Source organism: Methylobacterium sp. 77 (assembly GCF_000372825.1).
GTDB lineage: Bacteria > Pseudomonadota > Alphaproteobacteria > Rhizobiales > Beijerinckiaceae > Methylobacterium.
The window spans coordinates 479,439-496,653 of the sequence record NZ_KB910516.1 but is presented as its reverse complement, the minus strand read 5'-3'; the positions used below and the strand labels follow the sequence as shown (position 1 = coordinate 496,653).

The 17,215-nt window shown below is 66.2% G+C and carries 17 protein-coding genes; 3 read left to right on the top strand and 14 right to left on the bottom strand.

Features of this window, described 5'->3' with window-relative positions; translation table 11 throughout:
* Window positions 1–56 precede the first annotated feature (56 nt).
* The gene (locus tag A3OK_RS22230) at window positions 57–791 is read left to right on the top strand and encodes a L,D-transpeptidase (protein WP_081631144.1); all 735 of its coding nucleotides are present in this window, start codon (window positions 57–59) and stop codon (window positions 789–791) included.
* Between the two features lie 188 nt (window positions 792–979).
* Here A3OK_RS22230 and A3OK_RS0102310 read toward each other — a convergent pair whose 3' ends face one another.
* The 10 genes from A3OK_RS0102310 to A3OK_RS0102265 all read right to left on the bottom strand — a co-directional run bounded on the left by A3OK_RS0102310 (window position 980) and on the right by A3OK_RS0102265 (window position 11,276).
* Window positions 980–1,438 (bottom strand): peptidylprolyl isomerase, encoded by a 459-nt coding sequence (locus tag A3OK_RS0102310; RefSeq protein ID WP_019903318.1) that lies wholly within the window; start codon window positions 1,436–1,438, stop codon window positions 980–982.
* Between the two features lie 5 nt (window positions 1,439–1,443).
* Window positions 1,444–1,929 (bottom strand): hypothetical protein, encoded by a 486-nt coding sequence (locus A3OK_RS0102305; RefSeq protein WP_019903317.1) that lies wholly within the window; start codon window positions 1,927–1,929, stop codon window positions 1,444–1,446.
* A gap of 43 nt (window positions 1,930–1,972) precedes the next feature.
* Window positions 1,973–2,539 carry a peptidylprolyl isomerase gene (locus tag A3OK_RS0102300; protein ID WP_019903316.1) on the bottom strand — a complete coding sequence of 189 codons (567 nt, stop codon included), beginning with the start codon at window positions 2,537–2,539 and terminating at the stop codon, window positions 1,973–1,975.
* A 44-nt stretch (window positions 2,540–2,583) separates the two neighbouring features.
* A complete protein-coding gene (gene coaD / locus A3OK_RS0102295; RefSeq protein WP_019903315.1) occupies window positions 2,584–3,084 on the bottom strand; it encodes a pantetheine-phosphate adenylyltransferase in 501 nt (166 codons plus the stop codon).
* 203 nt (window positions 3,085–3,287) lie between these two features.
* Window positions 3,288–4,145 (bottom strand): porin family protein, encoded by an 858-nt coding sequence (locus A3OK_RS0102290; RefSeq protein WP_019903314.1) that lies wholly within the window; start codon window positions 4,143–4,145, stop codon window positions 3,288–3,290.
* 201 nt (window positions 4,146–4,346) lie between these two features.
* Window positions 4,347–7,115 (bottom strand): DNA gyrase subunit A, encoded by a 2,769-nt coding sequence (gene gyrA, locus A3OK_RS22225; protein WP_051092952.1) that lies wholly within the window; start codon window positions 7,113–7,115, stop codon window positions 4,347–4,349.
* Window positions 7,116–7,391: 276 nt separating this feature from the next.
* Complete coding sequence (locus A3OK_RS22220; protein ID WP_019903312.1) at window positions 7,392–7,766, bottom strand: YciI family protein; 375 nt, start codon at window positions 7,764–7,766, stop codon at window positions 7,392–7,394.
* 83 nt (window positions 7,767–7,849) lie between these two features.
* Window positions 7,850–9,352 (bottom strand): NAD(P)/FAD-dependent oxidoreductase, encoded by a 1,503-nt coding sequence (locus A3OK_RS0102275; RefSeq protein WP_019903311.1) that lies wholly within the window; start codon window positions 9,350–9,352, stop codon window positions 7,850–7,852.
* A gap of 139 nt (window positions 9,353–9,491) precedes the next feature.
* Window positions 9,492–10,058: a single-stranded DNA-binding protein gene (gene ssb, locus A3OK_RS0102270; protein ID WP_019903310.1), complete on the bottom strand. Its 567-nt coding sequence runs from the start codon at window positions 10,056–10,058 to the stop codon at window positions 9,492–9,494.
* 201 nt (window positions 10,059–10,259) lie between these two features.
* Entirely contained in the window at window positions 10,260–11,276 is a 1,017-nt protein-coding gene (locus A3OK_RS0102265) for an NADP-dependent oxidoreductase (RefSeq protein WP_019903309.1), read from the bottom strand.
* 185 nt (window positions 11,277–11,461) lie between these two features.
* Here A3OK_RS0102265 and A3OK_RS0102260 point away from each other — a divergent pair, with 185 nt between their 5' ends.
* A complete protein-coding gene (locus A3OK_RS0102260) occupies window positions 11,462–11,866 on the top strand; it encodes a DUF4174 domain-containing protein (protein WP_051092951.1) in 405 nt (134 codons plus the stop codon).
* An 88-nt stretch (window positions 11,867–11,954) separates the two neighbouring features.
* Here the strand turns inward: A3OK_RS0102260 and A3OK_RS0102255 are convergent, their stop codons facing one another.
* A complete protein-coding gene (locus A3OK_RS0102255; protein ID WP_019903307.1) occupies window positions 11,955–12,461 on the bottom strand; it encodes a hypothetical protein in 507 nt (168 codons plus the stop codon).
* A 228-nt stretch (window positions 12,462–12,689) separates the two neighbouring features.
* Between A3OK_RS0102255 and A3OK_RS0102250 the strand changes: the two genes are divergently transcribed.
* Complete coding sequence (locus A3OK_RS0102250; protein ID WP_155912101.1) at window positions 12,690–13,460, top strand: phosphodiester glycosidase family protein; 771 nt, start codon at window positions 12,690–12,692, stop codon at window positions 13,458–13,460.
* A 73-nt stretch (window positions 13,461–13,533) separates the two neighbouring features.
* On the opposite strand, the gene A3OK_RS0102245 is transcribed toward A3OK_RS0102250, so the two are convergent.
* The 3 genes from A3OK_RS0102245 to A3OK_RS0102235 all read right to left on the bottom strand — a co-directional run bounded on the left by A3OK_RS0102245 (window position 13,534) and on the right by A3OK_RS0102235 (window position 17,071).
* Entirely contained in the window at window positions 13,534–13,890 is a 357-nt protein-coding gene (locus A3OK_RS0102245; RefSeq protein WP_019903305.1) for a hypothetical protein, read from the bottom strand.
* A gap of 20 nt (window positions 13,891–13,910) precedes the next feature.
* The gene (locus A3OK_RS0102240) at window positions 13,911–15,029 is read right to left on the bottom strand and encodes an NADH:flavin oxidoreductase/NADH oxidase (protein WP_019903304.1); all 1,119 of its coding nucleotides are present in this window, start codon (window positions 15,027–15,029) and stop codon (window positions 13,911–13,913) included.
* 98 nt (window positions 15,030–15,127) lie between these two features.
* Entirely contained in the window at window positions 15,128–17,071 is a 1,944-nt protein-coding gene (locus A3OK_RS0102235) for a propionyl-CoA synthetase (RefSeq protein ID WP_019903303.1), read from the bottom strand.
* Between the last annotated feature and the right edge of the window lie 144 nt (window positions 17,072–17,215).

Below are 17,215 nucleotides of genomic sequence, written 5' to 3'. Positions count from 1 at the left end.
ACCATAGATTCGACGCGCGCGGGTCCGAACCTGGCTGACCTCTCGCGGCAGCCTCCATGACCCCCACCCTCCCGTCGGTCCGCATCGTCCTCGCCAAAGCGACGATCCTCCTCGCTCTCGGCGGCTGCGTCGCCGCCCCCGGCATCGACCTTGGCCTCGCGCGGATGCCGCCGAGCGAGGCGCCGCCTGCCGCCTATGCCGCTCTGACGACGGAGCCCTTCCCCGTCGAGGCGGTGGACACGGCCCGGATCGACCCGGCCTACCTGCGGCGCGAGGTCGACTACGTCACCTCGGAGCCGACCGGCAGCATCATCGTCGATACGGCGGCGCGCTACCTGTACCTGATCGAGCCCGGCGGTCGGGCGCGGCGCTACGGCGTCGGTGTCGGCGCCGAGGGGATGGCGTGGTCGGGAGTCGCGCGGGTCGAAGCGAAGCGGGAATGGCCGGATTGGTATCCGACGCGCGAGATGATCGCGCGTCGGCCCGACATCGACGGGATGCTGTCGCGGCTCCAGAGCGGACGCGGCATACCCGGCGGCAAGGCCAACCCGGTCGGCGCGCGTGGGCTCTATCTCTGGCGCGACGGCAAGGACACGCTGTACCGGATCCACGGCACGCTCGAACCCTACACGATCGGTGGAGCGGTCTCGTCGGGCTGCATCCGCATGGTCGATCAGGACGTCATCGACCTCTATGGCCGCGTCGAAATCGGCACGAAGGTCGTGGTGCTGCCGCCGGGTCCAGCGCCCGGAGCAACCGACGTGGCCGGCGAGACGGGCGAAGCGGGATAGTCCGTTCGGGGATTGCGAACCAGCGGGCATGAGTCGCTGCGGCGGATCGGCGGTTCGTGAACCGATGGCGCTGCGAGGGCTCTCGTCCGGCGCTCTCCGGTGATCCCGTCCGCCCGAGCGCCCCCAAAACGAGAGAGGGCGCCCGCACGACTTGCGCGGACGCCCTCTCGGCCCGTCGTCTTAGGCTCTCAGGCGGCTCCGACCGTCATCTTGACGATCTTGTCCGGCGAGCGCGGCGGCTCGCCCTTGTTGAGGCTGTCGACCACGTCCATTCCTTCGATCACCTTGCCCCAGACGGTGTATTGTTTGTCGAGGAAGCGGGCGTCGCCGAAGCAGAGGAAGAACTGCGAATTCGCCGAATGCGGGAAGTTGGTGCGAGCCATCGAGCAGGTGCCGCGCACATGCGGCTCATCGTTGAATTCGGCCTTCAGGTCCGGAAGGTCGGAACCACCCGAACCCGTGCCGGTCGGGTCGCCGGTCTGAGCCATGAACCCGTCGATGACGCGGTGGAACGGGACGCCGTCATAGAATTGCTGTCCCGCCAGCGTCTTGAGGCGCTCGACATGGTTGGGGGCGAGATCGGGGCGCAGTCCGATGACGACGCGGCCCTTGGTGGTTTCGAGGATGAGGGTTTCGGTATCGGCCATGGGGGTCAGACTCCTTGTCCCTGAGGACCTTGGTAGATGAATCGCAGGGCGATGGGACGCCCTGCGATGGCGGCGCCGAGCGCCGGCGTGATCGCGACCGGCGTACAGCGCCGAATCGCGTCGAGGGTTGCGCGGGTCAGGATGTCCCTGCCGCGGTGATCCGCATTCTGCATCGCGAAGGTGATGCGGGGCTCGCCGATGACGGAGCCGTCGCGGCGAAGGGCGAAGCGGGCGGTGATCTCGGTGCGCGCGAAGCCGGCCAGGCCGGCCGGTATCCGCCAACAGGCGGTAAGCCTCGGATAGAGCGTCTGGAGCGTGTCGGCCGGGCTCGCGGCGATGCCATCCTGCTGCACCCGTACGGTCGCCGGACGAGCCTCGGGATGCGTCGGCGGAAGGCCGGCACCGGCGATGGCCGTACCGAACGGAACGACGGCAGCCGCGGAGACGAAGGCAAGGCGCGCCGAGCGCCTCGCGTTCATGCTCCCCGTCATCGGGCCCTGTCCGTTCAAGCTCCGACCGTCCAAGCTCTAGCCGTCACTTGGAACCTTGGGCCATCTGCATCTTCACGATCTTGTCCGGGTTCTGGACCGCGCCGCCGGGAGCGCCCGCGGCCGCCTTCTTGATCTTGTCGACCGCTTCCATGCCCGATGAGACGAGACCGATCACGGTATACTGACCGTTCAGGAACGGCGCGTCGCCGAGGCAGATGAAGAACTGCGAGTTCGCCGAATTCGGATCGGAGGAGCGGGCCATGCCGAGCGTGCCGCGGCGGAAGGGCGATTGCGAGAACTCCGCCGGGATGTTCGGGAGTGACGAGCCGCCGCTGCCGTTGCCCTTCGGGTCGCCGGTCTGGGCCATGAATCCGTCCATGACGCGGTGGAACTTCAAGCCATCGTAGAACCCCTTATTGATCAGGGTCTTCAGCTGAGCCACGTGCTGCGGCGCCAGATCGGGGCGCAACTCGATGGTGACGCGGCCATCCTTGGTGTCGAGATAGACCGTGTTGTCGTCGGCGGCCCGTGCGACGGGAGCAAATCCGATCATGGCGGCGAGAGCCAGAGCGACGAAGGCGGTGCGCCGATGAAGGGTCCGTTGAATCATGGGTATGGGTTCTCCGGTTTGGGTAAGGTGTGGCTGAGGATCGGTCAGACCCTGGCGAAGCGTGCGCTGAGCCGTTCGGCCACGAGAGGCGGTACGAAGGGCGAGACATCCCCGCCCATGGCCGCGATCTGCCGCACTAGGGTGGCCGTGATCGGCCTGACGCCGGTCGAGGCCGGCAGGAAGACCGTCTGCACTTCGGGCGCCATGGCGCCGTTCATGCCGGCGAGCTGCATCTCGTAGTCGAGGTCGGTGCCGTCGCGCAGGCCACGGATGAAGATGCTGGCGCCGGAGCGACGGGCCGCCGTGACCGCCAGATCGTCGAAGGTCACGATGTCGAGGGTTGCACCTTCGTCCTCGGCCAGGGGCGCGCAGGTCGCCCGCAGCAGGTCGGCGCGCTCGTCCGGCGAGAACATCGGTGCCTTGCCCGGATGCACGCCGATGGCGATCACGAGGTGCTGCACGAGCCGGCATGCCTGACGGATGACGTCGAGGTGTCCGTTCGTGACCGGGTCGAAGGAGCCGGCGTAGAGCGCGGTGCGGATCATGGTCCGTGGGCGTAGAGCATTTCGTCCCGGAACGGAACCGCTCGCCGCCATCTCATCACGGTGGCCGACCGTCACGCGATTCCACCGGCGATCCCGACGCGACATGAAAAAGGGCGGGTGCCCCAATGGAGCGCCCGCCCGAAGTTTCGGTCTGCGAAGTCCCTTATCGATCGTCGTAACGAGGCTCAGGCCTCGTCGTCTTCCTAGTAGGAGCCGAACTTGTAGTTCAGGCCGGCGCGGGCGATGGCGCCTTCGGTCTTGAAGGTCGCGTTGTAGCCGACGCCCGGACCGCCGGTGGAGCCGACGAAGAGGTTGCGGCTGCCGAGGTCGTAGCGAAGATACTCGGCCTTCAGCGTGACGGCGCTGGAGCGGAAGAAGTTCAGGAACGAGTCGGTGGGGAGCGCGTATTCGATGCCGCCGCCGTAGGCGTAGCCGGTCTCCATGGTGGAGCGTGCGCCGGCATAGGTAACCGGCGCGCCGGTCTGGAAGCTCACGCTCTGCTCGACGCCGCCATAAGCGAAGCCGCCGGTGCCGTAGACCATGACCTTGTCGAAGGCGTAGCCGATGCGACCGCGAACGGTGCCGAGATACTGCAGGTCGGACCGGTATGAGTTCGTCAGCACGTTCGGGTTGAACTGGGGACGGAAGATCGTCTCGGTGCGACGGGTCTCCAGATCCATGTACTGGGCGTCCGCCTCGACGCCGACCACGAAGCCGCTGCCCGGCGTGAACTGGTAGTTGTAGCCGATCTGCGCGCCGCCGGAGAAGCCTTCCTGCGAGAGCTTGACGGCGCCCGACCGAAGGCCGCGATCGACGTTGAGCTGGAGGTTGGCCGGGTTCACCGCGCCGGCAACACCGAGGTTGTTCACGCCCGTGGTGCGGACCGTGTCGCTCTCGGTGTAGGCGTAGCCTGCATTGATACCGAAATAGAGGCCGGTCCAGGTGAAGACGGGGACCGGAACGAAGACGGGGGGAGCGGCGCGGCGGGGAAGATCGGCCGCGGAAGCCGCGCCGGTCAAGAGGGCCGCAGCGGCGCCGGCGAGGACGAGTGACTTGAACACGGTTGCGATCCTGGGGTGGGCGGCCTGTCTCTGAAAGCGAACTTAGCCATATCCGACCGAGTCAGATATGACTTGCTTGCAACACCGAAGATCAACACACCAAGTAAAACGCCAGCCAAGTCCTACGACTTGGTTGGCGTTTTAATCCAGGGCCTCAGAAATATTTTTTCGACTTCACATTAGTCTCGACCAAAGCTGAGGTCAGACGGCATCGCCGGGGGTATCGCCATTGGGCGGATCGCCGGCATCTTCCTCACCTTCACCCTCGATATGCTCCACCGAAACGACGCGCTCGGTCTTCTCGGTGTTGAACACCGTGACGCCCTGCGACGCCCGGCCAACGATGCGGATATCGTCCACCGGCACGCGGATCAGCTGACCGGCATTGGTCACCAGCATGATCTGGTCGGCGGGTTCCACGGGGAACGAGGCGATGAGGTTCCCGTTCCGGACGTTCACCTCCATGGCCTTGATGCCTTTGCCGCCGCGGCCCGAGGTCCGGTACTCGTAGGACGATGTGCGCTTGCCGAACCCGCGCTCCGACAGGGTCAGCACGAACTGTTCGGCCGCGCCCATGGTGATGTAGCGGTCCTGATCGAGGTCGATCGAGGCGCCGGTTTCCTCACCATCGGCTTCGGGCGCGGTGGGCAGGTCGACGGCTTCGCCCGTGGCGCGGCGGTCGGCATTGGCGCGACGCAGATAGGCTTGCCGCTCCTCGGGTGCGGCCTCGAACGCGTTGAGGATCGTCATCGAGATGACGCGGTCGTCCTTGGCCAGGCTGATGCCGCGGACGCCGGTGGAATCGCGACCCTTGAACACGCGTACGTCCTCGACGGGGAAGCGGATGCACTGTCCGGCCTGGGTGGTGAGCAGCACGTTCTGATCGGCCCGGCAGATCTCGACATGGACGATGTGGTCGCCCTCGTCGAGCTTCATCGCGATCTTGCCGGCACGGTTCACCTGGACGAAGTCGGACAGCTTGTTGCGCCTCACTCCGCCGCTGGCAGTGGCGAACATCACATCCAGCGTTTCCCAGGACGCCTCGTCCTCGGGCAGCGGCATGATGGTGGTGATGCGCTCGGTCCCCGCATCCATGGAGAGGATGTTCACGAGCGCCTTGCCGCGCGCGTTGGGGGCCGCCATCGGAAGGCGCCACACCTTCTCCTTGTAGACTTGCCCCTGGTTCGAGAAGAACAGGATCGGCGTATGGGTGCTCGCCACGAACAGGCGGGTGACGAAATCCTCGTCGCGGGTGGTCATGCCCGAACGGCCCTTCCCGCCCCGGCGCTGAGCCCGGTAGGTCGAGAGCGGCACGCGCTTGACGTAGCCGGCATGCGACACGGTGACGACCATGTCCTCACGCTGGATCAGGTCCTCGTCCTCGACGTTCGAATCCCAGTCGAGGATCATGGTCTTGCGCGGCGTCGCGTAGGCCTCGCGCACCTCCGCGAGCTCGTCCTTGACGATGGTCATGATGCGCAGGCGCGAGCGCAGGATGTCGAGATAATCGGCGATCTCGTCGGCGAGCTTCTGGAGTTCGTCGCCGATCTCGTCGCGGCCGAGGGCGGTGAGTCGCTGCAGGCGCAGATCGAGGATGGCGCGGGCCTGGATCTCGGACAGGCGATAATTGCCGTTCTCGTCGACCCGGTGGCGCGGGTCGTCCACCAGGGCGATGAGGGGGGCGATGTCGAGGGCCGGCCAATGGCGGCCCATCAGAGCCTCGCGGGCGGTGTTCGGATCGGGCGAGGTGCGGATGAGGCGGATCACCTCGTCGATATTGGCCACCGCGATGGCGAGGCCGCACAGGACGTGGGCGCGCTCGCGGGCCTTGCCGAGGAGGAACTTGGTCCGCCGTGAGACGACCTCCTCGCGGAAGTCGACGAAGGCCGTGAGCAGGTCCTTCAGGTTCATCAGCTCGGGGCGGCCGCCGTTCAGCGCCACCATGTTGCAGCCGAACGACGATTGCAGCGGCGTGAAACGATAGAGCTGGTTCAGCACCACGTCGGCCATCGAATCGCGCTTGATCTCGATGACGATGCGCATGCCGTCGCGGTCGGATTCGTCGCGCAGGTCCGAGATGCCCTCGACGCGCTTCTCCTTCACCAGCTCGGCGATCTTCTCCATAAGAGTCGCCTTGTTCACCTGATACGGGATCTCGGTGAAGATCAGCGCCTCGCGCTCCTTGCGAAGCTCTTCCACGTGGGATTTCGCCCGCATGATGACGGAGCCGCGACCGGTCGCGTAGGCCTGCCGCACGCCGGCCCGTCCGAGGATCGAGCCGCCCGTCGGGAAGTCGGGGCCGGGAACGTATTCGGTCAGCTGCTCGATGGTCAGGCCCGGATCGTCGATGAGGGCGATACAGGCATCGATGAGCTCGCCGAGATTATGCGGCGGGATGTTGGTGGCCATGCCCACCGCGATGCCGCCCGCGCCGTTGACGAGGAGGTTGGGGAAGCGCGCCGGAAGAACCTTCGGCTCCTCGCGCGACTCGTCGTAGTTCGGCTGGAAGTCGACGGTGTTCTTGTCGATATCGGCAAGCAGCGCGTTGGCCGGCTTGGCCAGACGCGATTCGGTGTAGCGCATGGCTGCCGGCGGATCGCCGTCGACGGAGCCGAAATTGCCCTGCCCATCGATGAGCATGAGCCGCATGGAGAAGTCCTGCGCCATGCGAACCAAGGCGTCGTAGATCGATTGGTCGCCATGCGGGTGATAGAGACCGATGACGTCACCGACGATGCGGGCCGACTTGACGTATTTCCGCTCGGGCAGATGCCCGCTCTCGTAGGCGGAATAGAGAATGCGCCGGTGCACCGGCTTCAGGCCGTCTCGCGCGTCGGGCAGCGCCCGGCTCACGATCACGCTCATGGCGTAATCGAGATAGGAGCGGCGCATCTCGTCGGTGATGGAAACGGGCTTGATGTCCGAGGCGGGCGGCGTCGCGCCGGCGCCGGTATCGTCTTTCTCTGCCAAGGTCTTCGATCTCTGCCTGTAACGGTCCCGGCGGGCCGGGTCCGCATGGAGCGCCGGGCGCTCGGGGACGTGGGGAGCGACGCGTTCCGTGTCGCCTCGCATAGGGCGGCATGGAGCGCCGTTTCTCGATGCTTTCTACATACGCCATCCGGCGTTTCGGCGCCACCGCTGGGACCATCGCGACGAGATGAGCAAAACGCTTCTCATTCAAGCGCTTAACGGTGCCGATATGCGGCCGCGATCACGGTGCTTCCAGCGAGCGGCGGCTTTCTCGGATCACTGCGACGGCGCGTCGATGAAATCGGACATCTCGAAGAGTGGCCGGATCTCGATCTCGCTGGGGCCTGGCATAGGGTTCGGACAGCGTTTCACCCACGCGACGGCCTCTTCCATGTCCCTGACCTGCCAGAGCCAGAAGCCCGCGACCAGTTCTCCGGTGGCGGCGAAGGGACCGTCGACCACGGAGCGATCCGCGCCGTCGAAGGCGATCCGCTTTCCCTTCTTGGATGGGTGCAGGCCCTCGCCTGCGAGGAGGATGCCGGCCTTGATGAGTTCCTCGTTGTACTGCCCCATGGCGCCGAGCAACTCGACCGAGGGCATGATCGCGGCTTCGCTGTCCTTCGTCGCCTTCACCAGAACCATCACGCGCATCGGATCATCTCCTCGACAGCTGTGGAGACCATCGAAGCACGAATGGGTGCCGGTTGCGATCCCGCTGCGACCGGATCGGTGTGTCAGGCGACCTTGCGCGGGACGAGGCGTTCGCTGCCCAGAGCTTCGTCGGCACCGGAGAATCCGGCCTCGGTGTATTCGGCATCCTCGTTCACGCGCCAGATGTCATGGCGCCGGTATCCGGCAAGGATGTTCTCGACCGTGAGCATCGCGGTCATCATCGCGTGATCCTGGTTGTTGTACTTGTGCATGCCGTTGCGGCCGACGAGGTGGAGCGTGGGATACTCGCGCTCCACCTCCATCCTGACCGTGGCGACGTTCTCGCGGTAGCTCTCGTCATAGACCGGGTAGGCCTTGGGCTGACGCACGACGCAGGCATCGATCACATCCTCCGGCGAGATCAGCCCGATCTTGCCGATCTCGGCCTTGGCCAGAGCCACGAGCCCCTCGTCCGGCATGGACCAGAGCCCGTCGCCCTCGAAGCAGAAGTATTCCAGGCCGAGACACGTATAGTCGTCGTTCGGCACCATTTCCGGCGACCAGGAGCGAAAGTTCTGCACCCGCCCGACCATCACGGACGGATCGTGGATGTAGATCCAGTTGTCGGGGAAATCCTCGCGGACCCGGGCGATCAGGGCCACGGTGAGGAAGTCGCGGTAATGCAGGCTGCGGGCGTGGAAGGTGCTGAGCGGTCTCGGCTTGATCGATTCGACGAGTTCGCGCACCGGAGCCGACGAGACGAGATTGCGCGCCGTAAAGGTCTCGCGCGTGCCGTCGCCCCGGATCGCTGAGACCGTCCAGATGCCGGTCGCGGCATCGAAGCTCAGCCCGTCGACGCCCCTGTCGAGGATAACCCGCCCCCCTTGCGCCTCGATCTTCGCGGCAGCCGCTTCCCAGACCATGCCCGGCCCCCGGCGCGGGTAACGGAAGGATTCGATGAGGGTCTTGATCACCGGCTCGCCAGGCTTCGCCTTGGCCTTCAGGCCGAGGGAACGCGCCAGACCATCGCGGATCGCCGAACCGAGGTCGAGGCCCTTGATGCGCTGGGCCGCCCAATCGGCCGAAATGGCGTCGCAGGACATGCCCCACACCTTCTCGGTGTAAGTCTTGAAGAAGATCGAGAACAGACGTTCGCCGAACTGATTGCGGACCCAGTCGTGAAAGCTCTTCGGCTCCGGGATCGGCCGGGCGCGGGCATAGAGATAGGACAGGACGCAGGCGGTGCTCTGTATCAGGCCGAGGTTGCGCAGGGCCTCGAAGGCTTTGAGCGGATAGGCGTAGTACTTGCCCTTGTAGAAAATCCGCGACAGGCGGGGCCTGTCGATGAAATCGTCGGGCAGGAGTTCGTCCCAGAGGTCGACCACCGCCTTCGATTTCGAGAAGAAGCGGTGTCCGCCGATATCGAACAGGAAGCCGTTATGCGAGACGGTGCGGCTGATGCCGCCGACCTGACGCGGGTCGCGTTCCAGCACCACCACATCGCGCCCGTGCTTCGACAGCAGGTAGCCGGCCGTCAATCCGGCCGGTCCTGCGCCGATGACCAAGGTCTCGGTGTGTTGGCTCATCGATCGCTCCGCTTGATCCCGCGTCGCGTCCGTCGTCAGACGGATATCGACACGTGCGGAGCATTCTTGGCGCAAGCATGGTTAAGGAAGCGCCAAGTCCCGTCGAACTCGCACCGGATCGGGCAGGATCGCCGAAAACCTAGAATGGGATATCGTCGTCGAGATCGTAATTCGGCTTCGTCGAACTCGCCGCCGCCGGACGGCGCTCCCCGCCCGAGGAGCGGCCGCCGCCATACTCTCCGCCGCGATCGCCACCCCTGTCGCCGCCGCGATCTCCGCCACGGCCACCGCCGTAATCGCCGCCACGGCTGATCTGACCGCCGCCCTCTTCGTCGGCGCCCATCTCACCGCCGCCGCGGCCGTCGAGCAGCGTGAGTTCGCCACGGAAACGCTGGAGAACCACCTCGGTGGTGTATTTCTCGACGCCGGACTGGTCCGCCCATTTCCGGGTCTGGAGCTGGCCCTCGATATAGACCTTCGAGCCCTTGCGCAGATACTGCTCGGCCACGCGGGCGAGGTTCTCGTTGTAGATCACCACCGAGTGCCACTCGGTCTTCTCCTTGCGCTCGCCCGACATCTTGTCCTTCCAGGACTCGGATGTGGCGATGCGGAGATTGACCACGGGATCGCCGGAGGCGAGGCGCCGGGTCTCGGGATCGCGCCCGAGATTGCCCACCAAAATCACCTTGTTGACGCTGCCGGCCATGCCGCTCTCCTCTCGATCGATCTCACCGACGGAGGGCCTCACATGCCGTCCGTCCCGTTGCCCCTTCATGGGCTTTGGCCTGTCGGCCGGCAATCGGTGGGGCGGGTTTTTCCCCACCGATCACAGTTCACATGTTCTATCTTTGTTCCATATCTCGTGCAAGGATCGGCAGATCTTGCGCGAGGATTGGCAGGTTGGCGCTCAGGCGATGCGGGCCAGCATCTTGCCGAAATTGCGCCCTTTCAGCAGCCCGATGAACGCCTCCGGCGCCGCGTCCAGGCCCTCCACGATGTCCTCCCTGTGCGTGACTTTGCCGTCCCTCAGCCACGTGCCGACCTCGCTGAGGAATTCCTCTTCCTGATCGGCGAAATCCCAGACGATGAACCCGCGCAGCGTCAGCCGCTTGGTCAGGATGTTGCGCATGAGGACCGGGCTGCGGTCCGGCCCGGACGGTAGTTCGGTCAGGCTGTAGCCCGAGACGAGGCCGCAGACGGGTACGCGGGCGAAGTCGTTGAGGAGCGGGAGGACGGCATCGAACACCGCGCCGCCGACATTCTCGAAATACACGTCGATTCCGTCGGGGCAGGCAGCGGCCAGCGCCGCTGGCAGGTCGTCGGTCCGATGGTCGACGGCGGCGTCGAAGCCGAGCGTTTCGGTCAGGTAGGCGCATTTCTCCGGTCCTCCGGCGATGCCGACGGCCCGAGCGCCTTTCAGCTTGGCGATCTGACCGACCAGGGAGCCCACAGGTCCGGCGGCAGCGGCCACGACGACGGTCTCGCCAGCCTTTGGCTGGCCGATGCTGAGGAGGCCGGTATAGGCGGTCATGCCCGGCATTCCGAGCACGCCGAGGGCGGTGCTGACCGGCGCGGCGGCCGGATCGAGCTTGCGCAGGCCGCGTCCATCGGAGACCGCGAATTCCTGCCAGCCCCCGAAAGCCGTGACGACATCGCCCTCGCGGAAATCCGGATGATGCGAGGCGACCACGTCCGAGACGGTGGCGCCGACCATGGTCTCGCCGATGGCGACGGGCTCGGCATAGGATTTCGCCGCGCTCATCCGCCCGCGCATGTAGGGGTCGAGGGAGAGGATGCGATTGCGCAGCAGCACTTCCCCGTCTCCCGGCGTCGGCGGACGACTCTCTGTGAGGCGGAAATGCGCTTCCGTCGGCTCTCCGTGTGGGCGGGAGGCGAGGACGATGCGGCGGTTCACGGCGACCATGGTCTGACGCTCCGTTTGAGGTGACGGATCCGGTGAGATGGCGTTCGAAGATCCGAGGACAATCCGGCGAGGCTGATCGAACGAGGGCATTCCCGGAGGAGAACCGAACACTCACGGCACTCGATGCGGCGAGCGGCGTTGGTCACCGGATGCCGGGCTTCTCACTCAACCATTGGAATACCTCGATGATCCGCCCTCTTCTTCTCTTTGCGGTGGCCGGCCTGCCCGGCTTCATGTCGCCGGCTTCCGCTAAAGACCCACTCTCCGCCTATCGCTGGACTTCCCGTGTCCTCGTCATCGCGGCCCCAGAGCGCAGCGACCCGCGAATCGATGTTCAAAAACGCGAAGCGCTGGCGCGACGAGCGGATTACGCGGAACGCGACCTCGTCGTGGTGGAGGCGGTCGGTAAAACCGCCGAAGCGGATCGGATTCGACGTCGGTTTGGTGTTTCCGCCGAAGAATTTCGTGTGGTTCTGGTCGGCAAGGACGGTGAACCGAAACTGTCGGAACGGGAGCCGATCCCTGTAGAGCGTCTGTTCGCGACCATCGATGCCATGCCGATGCGGAGAGACGAGCAACGCCGGCGATAGTGACCTGACAGGTCGAGCCCCACATGAAAAAAGGGACCGCCTCGGCGGTCCCTTTCCATCATCGTCGGTCGCAGAAGTGCCGCGTCGCCTAGTAGCAACGCTGGATGAGCACGCGGCGCGGACCGTAGGGGGTCCAGCGGGTACGCGGGACAGTGTAGCACTCGCCACCGTAGCCGCCGTATCCACCGTAGGCAGCCGGAGCGTAGCCATAGCCATAGGCCGGGTATCCGTAGCCGCCGCCATATCCACCGTAGCCGCCGTAGAGCCCACCGGCTGCCAGGCCGAGGCCGACGCCGAGACCCAGGCCACCGAGGCCATAGCCGTATCCGCGACCATAGCCGCGACCCCAGCCTCCACGGTATCCACCGCGATAACCGCCGAAGCCGGCGCTCCGGAAGCCGCCGCGATAGCCGCCGAAGCCGCCACGACCGAAGCCGCCGTGAGCAAATCCGCCACGGCCGAAGCCGCCGCCATGACCGAATCCACCACCGTGGAAGCCACCATGGCCACCGAAACCGCCGCGGGCCTCAGCCGTTGCCGGGATCATCGCCAGCGCGCCGACCATGGCGGTCGCCGCCAGAACAATGCGTTTCATCTCGTTGTCTCCAAAGACAGGTTCTTGTCCCCAGTGGAGGCAGAACGCGCTCCCTTGCCAAACGGTTCATGCTGCATTTTGTCCCGCGCCGGTCGAACCGATCACAGCTCAGTGACCGGTTCGGTTCGCAAGCCTTGAAAACATATCCCCTTTCGGGCGAGGAACCTCCGCGCCACCTCCTCCGCGCTGGCTGGCAGGTCGTTACTCCGCTCTCGGGACCCCACGATGATGTCAACGCGCCGCGTCCGTCCGCTTGTCGGAGCCATGTTGTTCGGAGCGGTGGCTCTGCTGGGGCCGTTGCCACTGCCGGCTCTCGCTGCTCCCGCTGCCCCGTCGCCCTGTAAGGCGGTGCAATCCGAGGGAGAGACGTTCACGGTCTGCACGGTGGATCTGCGCCGCGAGCGAGTGCGGGTGTTCTGGCTCGGGGCCGACGGGCTGCCCTACTCCTCGCTCTCGACCCTCGGTGAGAAGGTCGGGCCGAAGCTCAGCTTCGCCATGAATGGCGGCATGTTCGACAAGGGCCAGGCGCCGGTCGGCCTGTATGTCGAGGAGGGCCGCGAGATGAAGCGGATCTCCACCGCCAACGGGCCGGGCAATTTCCACCTCAAGCCCAACGGCATCTTCTACGTGAAGGGTGAGCGCGCGGGCGTCTCCGACACGGCCCGCTATCTCCGCCAGAAGATCAAGCCGGATTTCGCCACCCAGTCGGGGCCGATGCTGGTGATCGACGGCAAGATCCATCCGAAGATCTCCACCGATGGGCCGAGTCAGAAGATCCGCAACGGCGTCGGCGTGCGTGACGAGGGCTACACCGCGATCTTCGCCATCTCCGAGCGCCCGGTGACCTTCGGTTCCTTCGCCCGCCTGTTCAAGGACACGCTCGGCTGCGGCAACGCCCTGTTTCTCGACGGCAGCGTCTCAAGTCTCTACGCGCCGGGGATCAACCGCTCGGACATGAGCAGGCCGCTGGGACCGTTGGTGGGGGCGGTCGCGAAGTAGATCCTGTTCGAGGCCAGAATCCGGGCACCGGTTTTCCGAAGACCGGAATTCTGCTCTCGGCCCGATACCCCGATCACGCCAATCGAGCCCGCTTGCCGAAAGCGACCCGCAGCCGCGCCTTGGCGACTTCGGCGATCTCCGTCATCGATTCGATCCGCACCATCGGCATCTCCGATCCGATGGTGCTCGTCGGCTCGAAGCTGAAGAGCAGATGGCGCACGCCGATCTGCAGGGCGGTGACGCCGTCGGACTGGGTCAGATCCTCACCGAAGATTTCGATGAGCGGTCCGTCGGGGTCGCCCTTCTCGATCTGGATGATGAAGTAGCCGGCAGGCTCCTCCTCGTCGTCCGCGCCGGAGATCAGGCTTATGCCGTTCTCCTCGTCGTAGCGGACGCGCTGCACCGCGATCGTCGTGATATCGTCGTCCATTGTCATTGCCTGAAATCGGATCAGCGTTGCCCGAACTGGGTGTCGCGGAAGAGGGTCTTGAACTCGCGGGGCTGCGAGCGCCAATACTGCCTGGGCGCACTCACCTGTGCACCGAGTTCGGCCGCCGCATGCCAAGGCCAGCGCGGATCGTAGAGCATGGCACGGGCAAGCGAGACGGCGTCGGCCTTCCCCTCCGCCAGGATCGCCTCCGCCTGGGCCGCCTCGGTGATGAGGCCGACCGCGATGGTGGTGAGGCCGGTCTCGGCCTTGATCCTATCGGCGAACGGAACCTGGTAGCCGGGTGCGAGCGGGATCTCCTGGCGCGTGGACAGGCCTCCGGTGGAGACGTGGATCGCCGCCGATCCACGCCGCTTGAGCGCGTGGGCCAAGTCCACCGTCTCGTCCAGGGTCCAGCCACCTCCGACCCAATCCGTGGCCGAGACGCGCATCCAGACCGGCTTTCCGGCGGGCACGACCTCACGCACCGCCTCGAAACATTCGAGGGGGAAGCGCATCCGGTTCTCGAGGCTGCCGCCATACTCATCGGTGCGGCTGTTGGAGAGCGGCGACAGGAACTGATGCAGCAGGTAGCCATGGGCCGCGTGCAGCTCGAACCCGTCGATCCCGAGGCGAAGGGCACGCCGGGCCGTCGCAACGAAACCCTCGCGGATACGCTTCAGCCCTGCCGCGTCGAGGGCATGGGGAGGGACTTCGCCGTCGCCATGAGCGATGGCCGAAGGCGCTTCCGTACGCCAGCCGTCCGGTGCCTCCGGCGCGATCTGCGAGCCACCGTCCCAGGGAGCGCGGCTCGACGCCTTGCGGCCGGCATGGTTGATCTGGATCGCGATCGGGATCGGCGCGTATAGCCGCACGGAATCGAGGACGCGGCCGAGCGCCCGCTCGGTCTCGTCCGAATAGAGTCCGAGATCGGTGGGCGAAATCCGCGCTTCCGGCGAGATCGCGGTGGCTTCCAGGATCAGCAGGCCCGCACCCGACATGGCGAGCTGTCCCAGATGCATCAGGTGCCAGTCGCTCGCCTGCCCGGCATGGGCCGAATACTGGCACATCGGTGCAACGATGATGCGGTTGGCGAGGGTGAGGCCATCGAGTGCCAGGGGCTCGAACAGGCGTGCGGTCATGCGCGGGCTCCGGTCATCGGCGTGAGCATCGTCGGATATCGGCGTAGATGGCGCAGCCGGCGTGAAAGCGCCAGGGACGAGAGCATGAGTCGGATTCTCTACCCTCCGATCCCCCTCCCCTTCAAACTCTCGCCGATCTCGTCGAGGACGGCGGCGTCGTCGATGGTCGGTGGTGTGGTCCAGGCCTCGCCGTCGGCGATCTTCTTCATGGTGCCGCGCAGGATCTTGCCCGAACGGGTCTTGGGCAGCCGCGCCACGGTGAGCGCCAGCTTGAAGGCGGCGACGGGACCGATGCGCTCGCGGATCGAGGCGACGAGTTCGCGCTCGATCTCCGACGGATCGCGCGAGACACCGGATTTCAGCACCACGAAGCCGCAGGGCTGCTCGCCCTTGAGCGCGTCGCGAATGCCGATGACGGCGCATTCGGCGACATCGGGATGGGCGGCGAGCACGGCCTCCATCCCGCCGGTGGAGAGGCGGTGGCCGGCGACGTTGATGATGTCGTCCGTCCGCCCGAGCACGGTGACGTAGCCGTCCCTATCGACGATGCCGGCATCCGAGGTGTCGTACCAGCCGGGATACGTGGTGAGGTAGCTCTGGCGAAAGCGCTCGTCCGAGCCCCACAAGGTCGGCAGGCAACCGGGCGGCAGGGGAAGCCGCAGCGCGATCGTGCCCATCGTGTCCGCTGGCAGCGGCTTGCCGGCCTCGTCGAGGATGGCGAGGTCGTATCCCGGCATCGGCACACAGGCACTGCCGTGCTTCACCGGCAATTGGCCGATCCCGATGGGATTTCCTGCGATGCCCCAACCGGTCTCGGTCTGCCACCAATGGTCGATCACCGGCCGCTCCAGGGCCCGCTCGGCCCAGGCGACCGAATCCGGGTCGGCCCGCTCGCCGGCGAGGAACAGCGAGCGGAAGTGCTGCAGGTCGTAGGAGGCGACGAGTTCGGCGCGCGGATCATCCTTCTTGATCGCCCGCAGCGCGGTCGGCGCCGTAAAGAGGCAGGCGGCGCCGTATTCGGCCGCGACGCGCCACAGCGCCCCGGCATCGGGCGTTCCCACCGGCTTGCCCTCGTAAAGGATGGTGGTGCAGCCGTGGAGCAGCGGCGCGTAGACGATGTAGGAGTGCCCGACCACCCAGCCGATGTCGGAGGCACAGAAATACACCTCGCCCGGCCTCACGTCGTAGAGGTTGGGCATCGACCAGCACAGGGCGACGCAATAGCCGCCGGTATCGCGCACCACCCCCTTCGGCTTTCCGGTCGTTCCCGACGTGTAGAGGATGTAGAGCGGGTCGGTCGCCGCCACCGGCACGCAATCCGCGCCGATCCCGGCGGCTTTCGCCTGTGCCATGCTCGCCGCCCAGTCGCGGTCCCGGCCCTCGACCAGGGCCGCTCCGGCTTGCGGGCGCTGGAGGATGAGACAGGCGTCGGGCTTGTGCGGCGAGGCGGCGATGGCGGCGTCCAGCAGCGGCTTGTAGGGCACGACCCGGCTCGGCTCGATGCCGCAGGAGGCCGCGAGCACCACCTTGGGCGCCGCGTCGGCGATGCGGATGGCGAGTTCATTGGCGGCGAACCCGCCGAACACCACCGAATGGACCGCTCCGAGCCGCGCGCAGGCCAACATACCGAACAGGGCCTCCGGAATCATCGGCATGTAGATGACGACCCGGTCGCCCTTGCCGACGCCGAGCAGCGCGAGGATGCCGGCGAGCGTCGCCACCTCGTCCCGCAGCTCCGCATAGGTGATCGTGCGCTTCGTGCCGGTAACGGGGGAATCGTAGAGGATCGCCGCCTGCTCGCCCCGGCCATTCGCCACGTGCCGGTCGACCGCATTGTGGCAGGCGTTCAGCGTCGCGTCGGGGAACCAGCGACCATAGGCGCCGACCTCCGGATCGAAGGCGCGCGCCGGCGCGATCTCCCATTCGAGCGCCTCTGCAGCCTTCAGCCAGAAGCCTTCCGGATCGGCGAGGGAAGCGGCGTGAACCGGGCCATAGGGTTCCGGCAATCGTACCGGATCGGGATTCGTCGAAGCAACGTGCATGGCGTTTCGTCCCCGGTCCGCCGGTCGAAAGATGCCGGCTTCTCACTGGAGTGTAGCCCAAGGCATATGCGCCGCGACACAAACGAAAACCGCCGCGCTGGGCGGCGCGGCGGCTGATGGGTCGCTTGACCCGGAATGACTGGG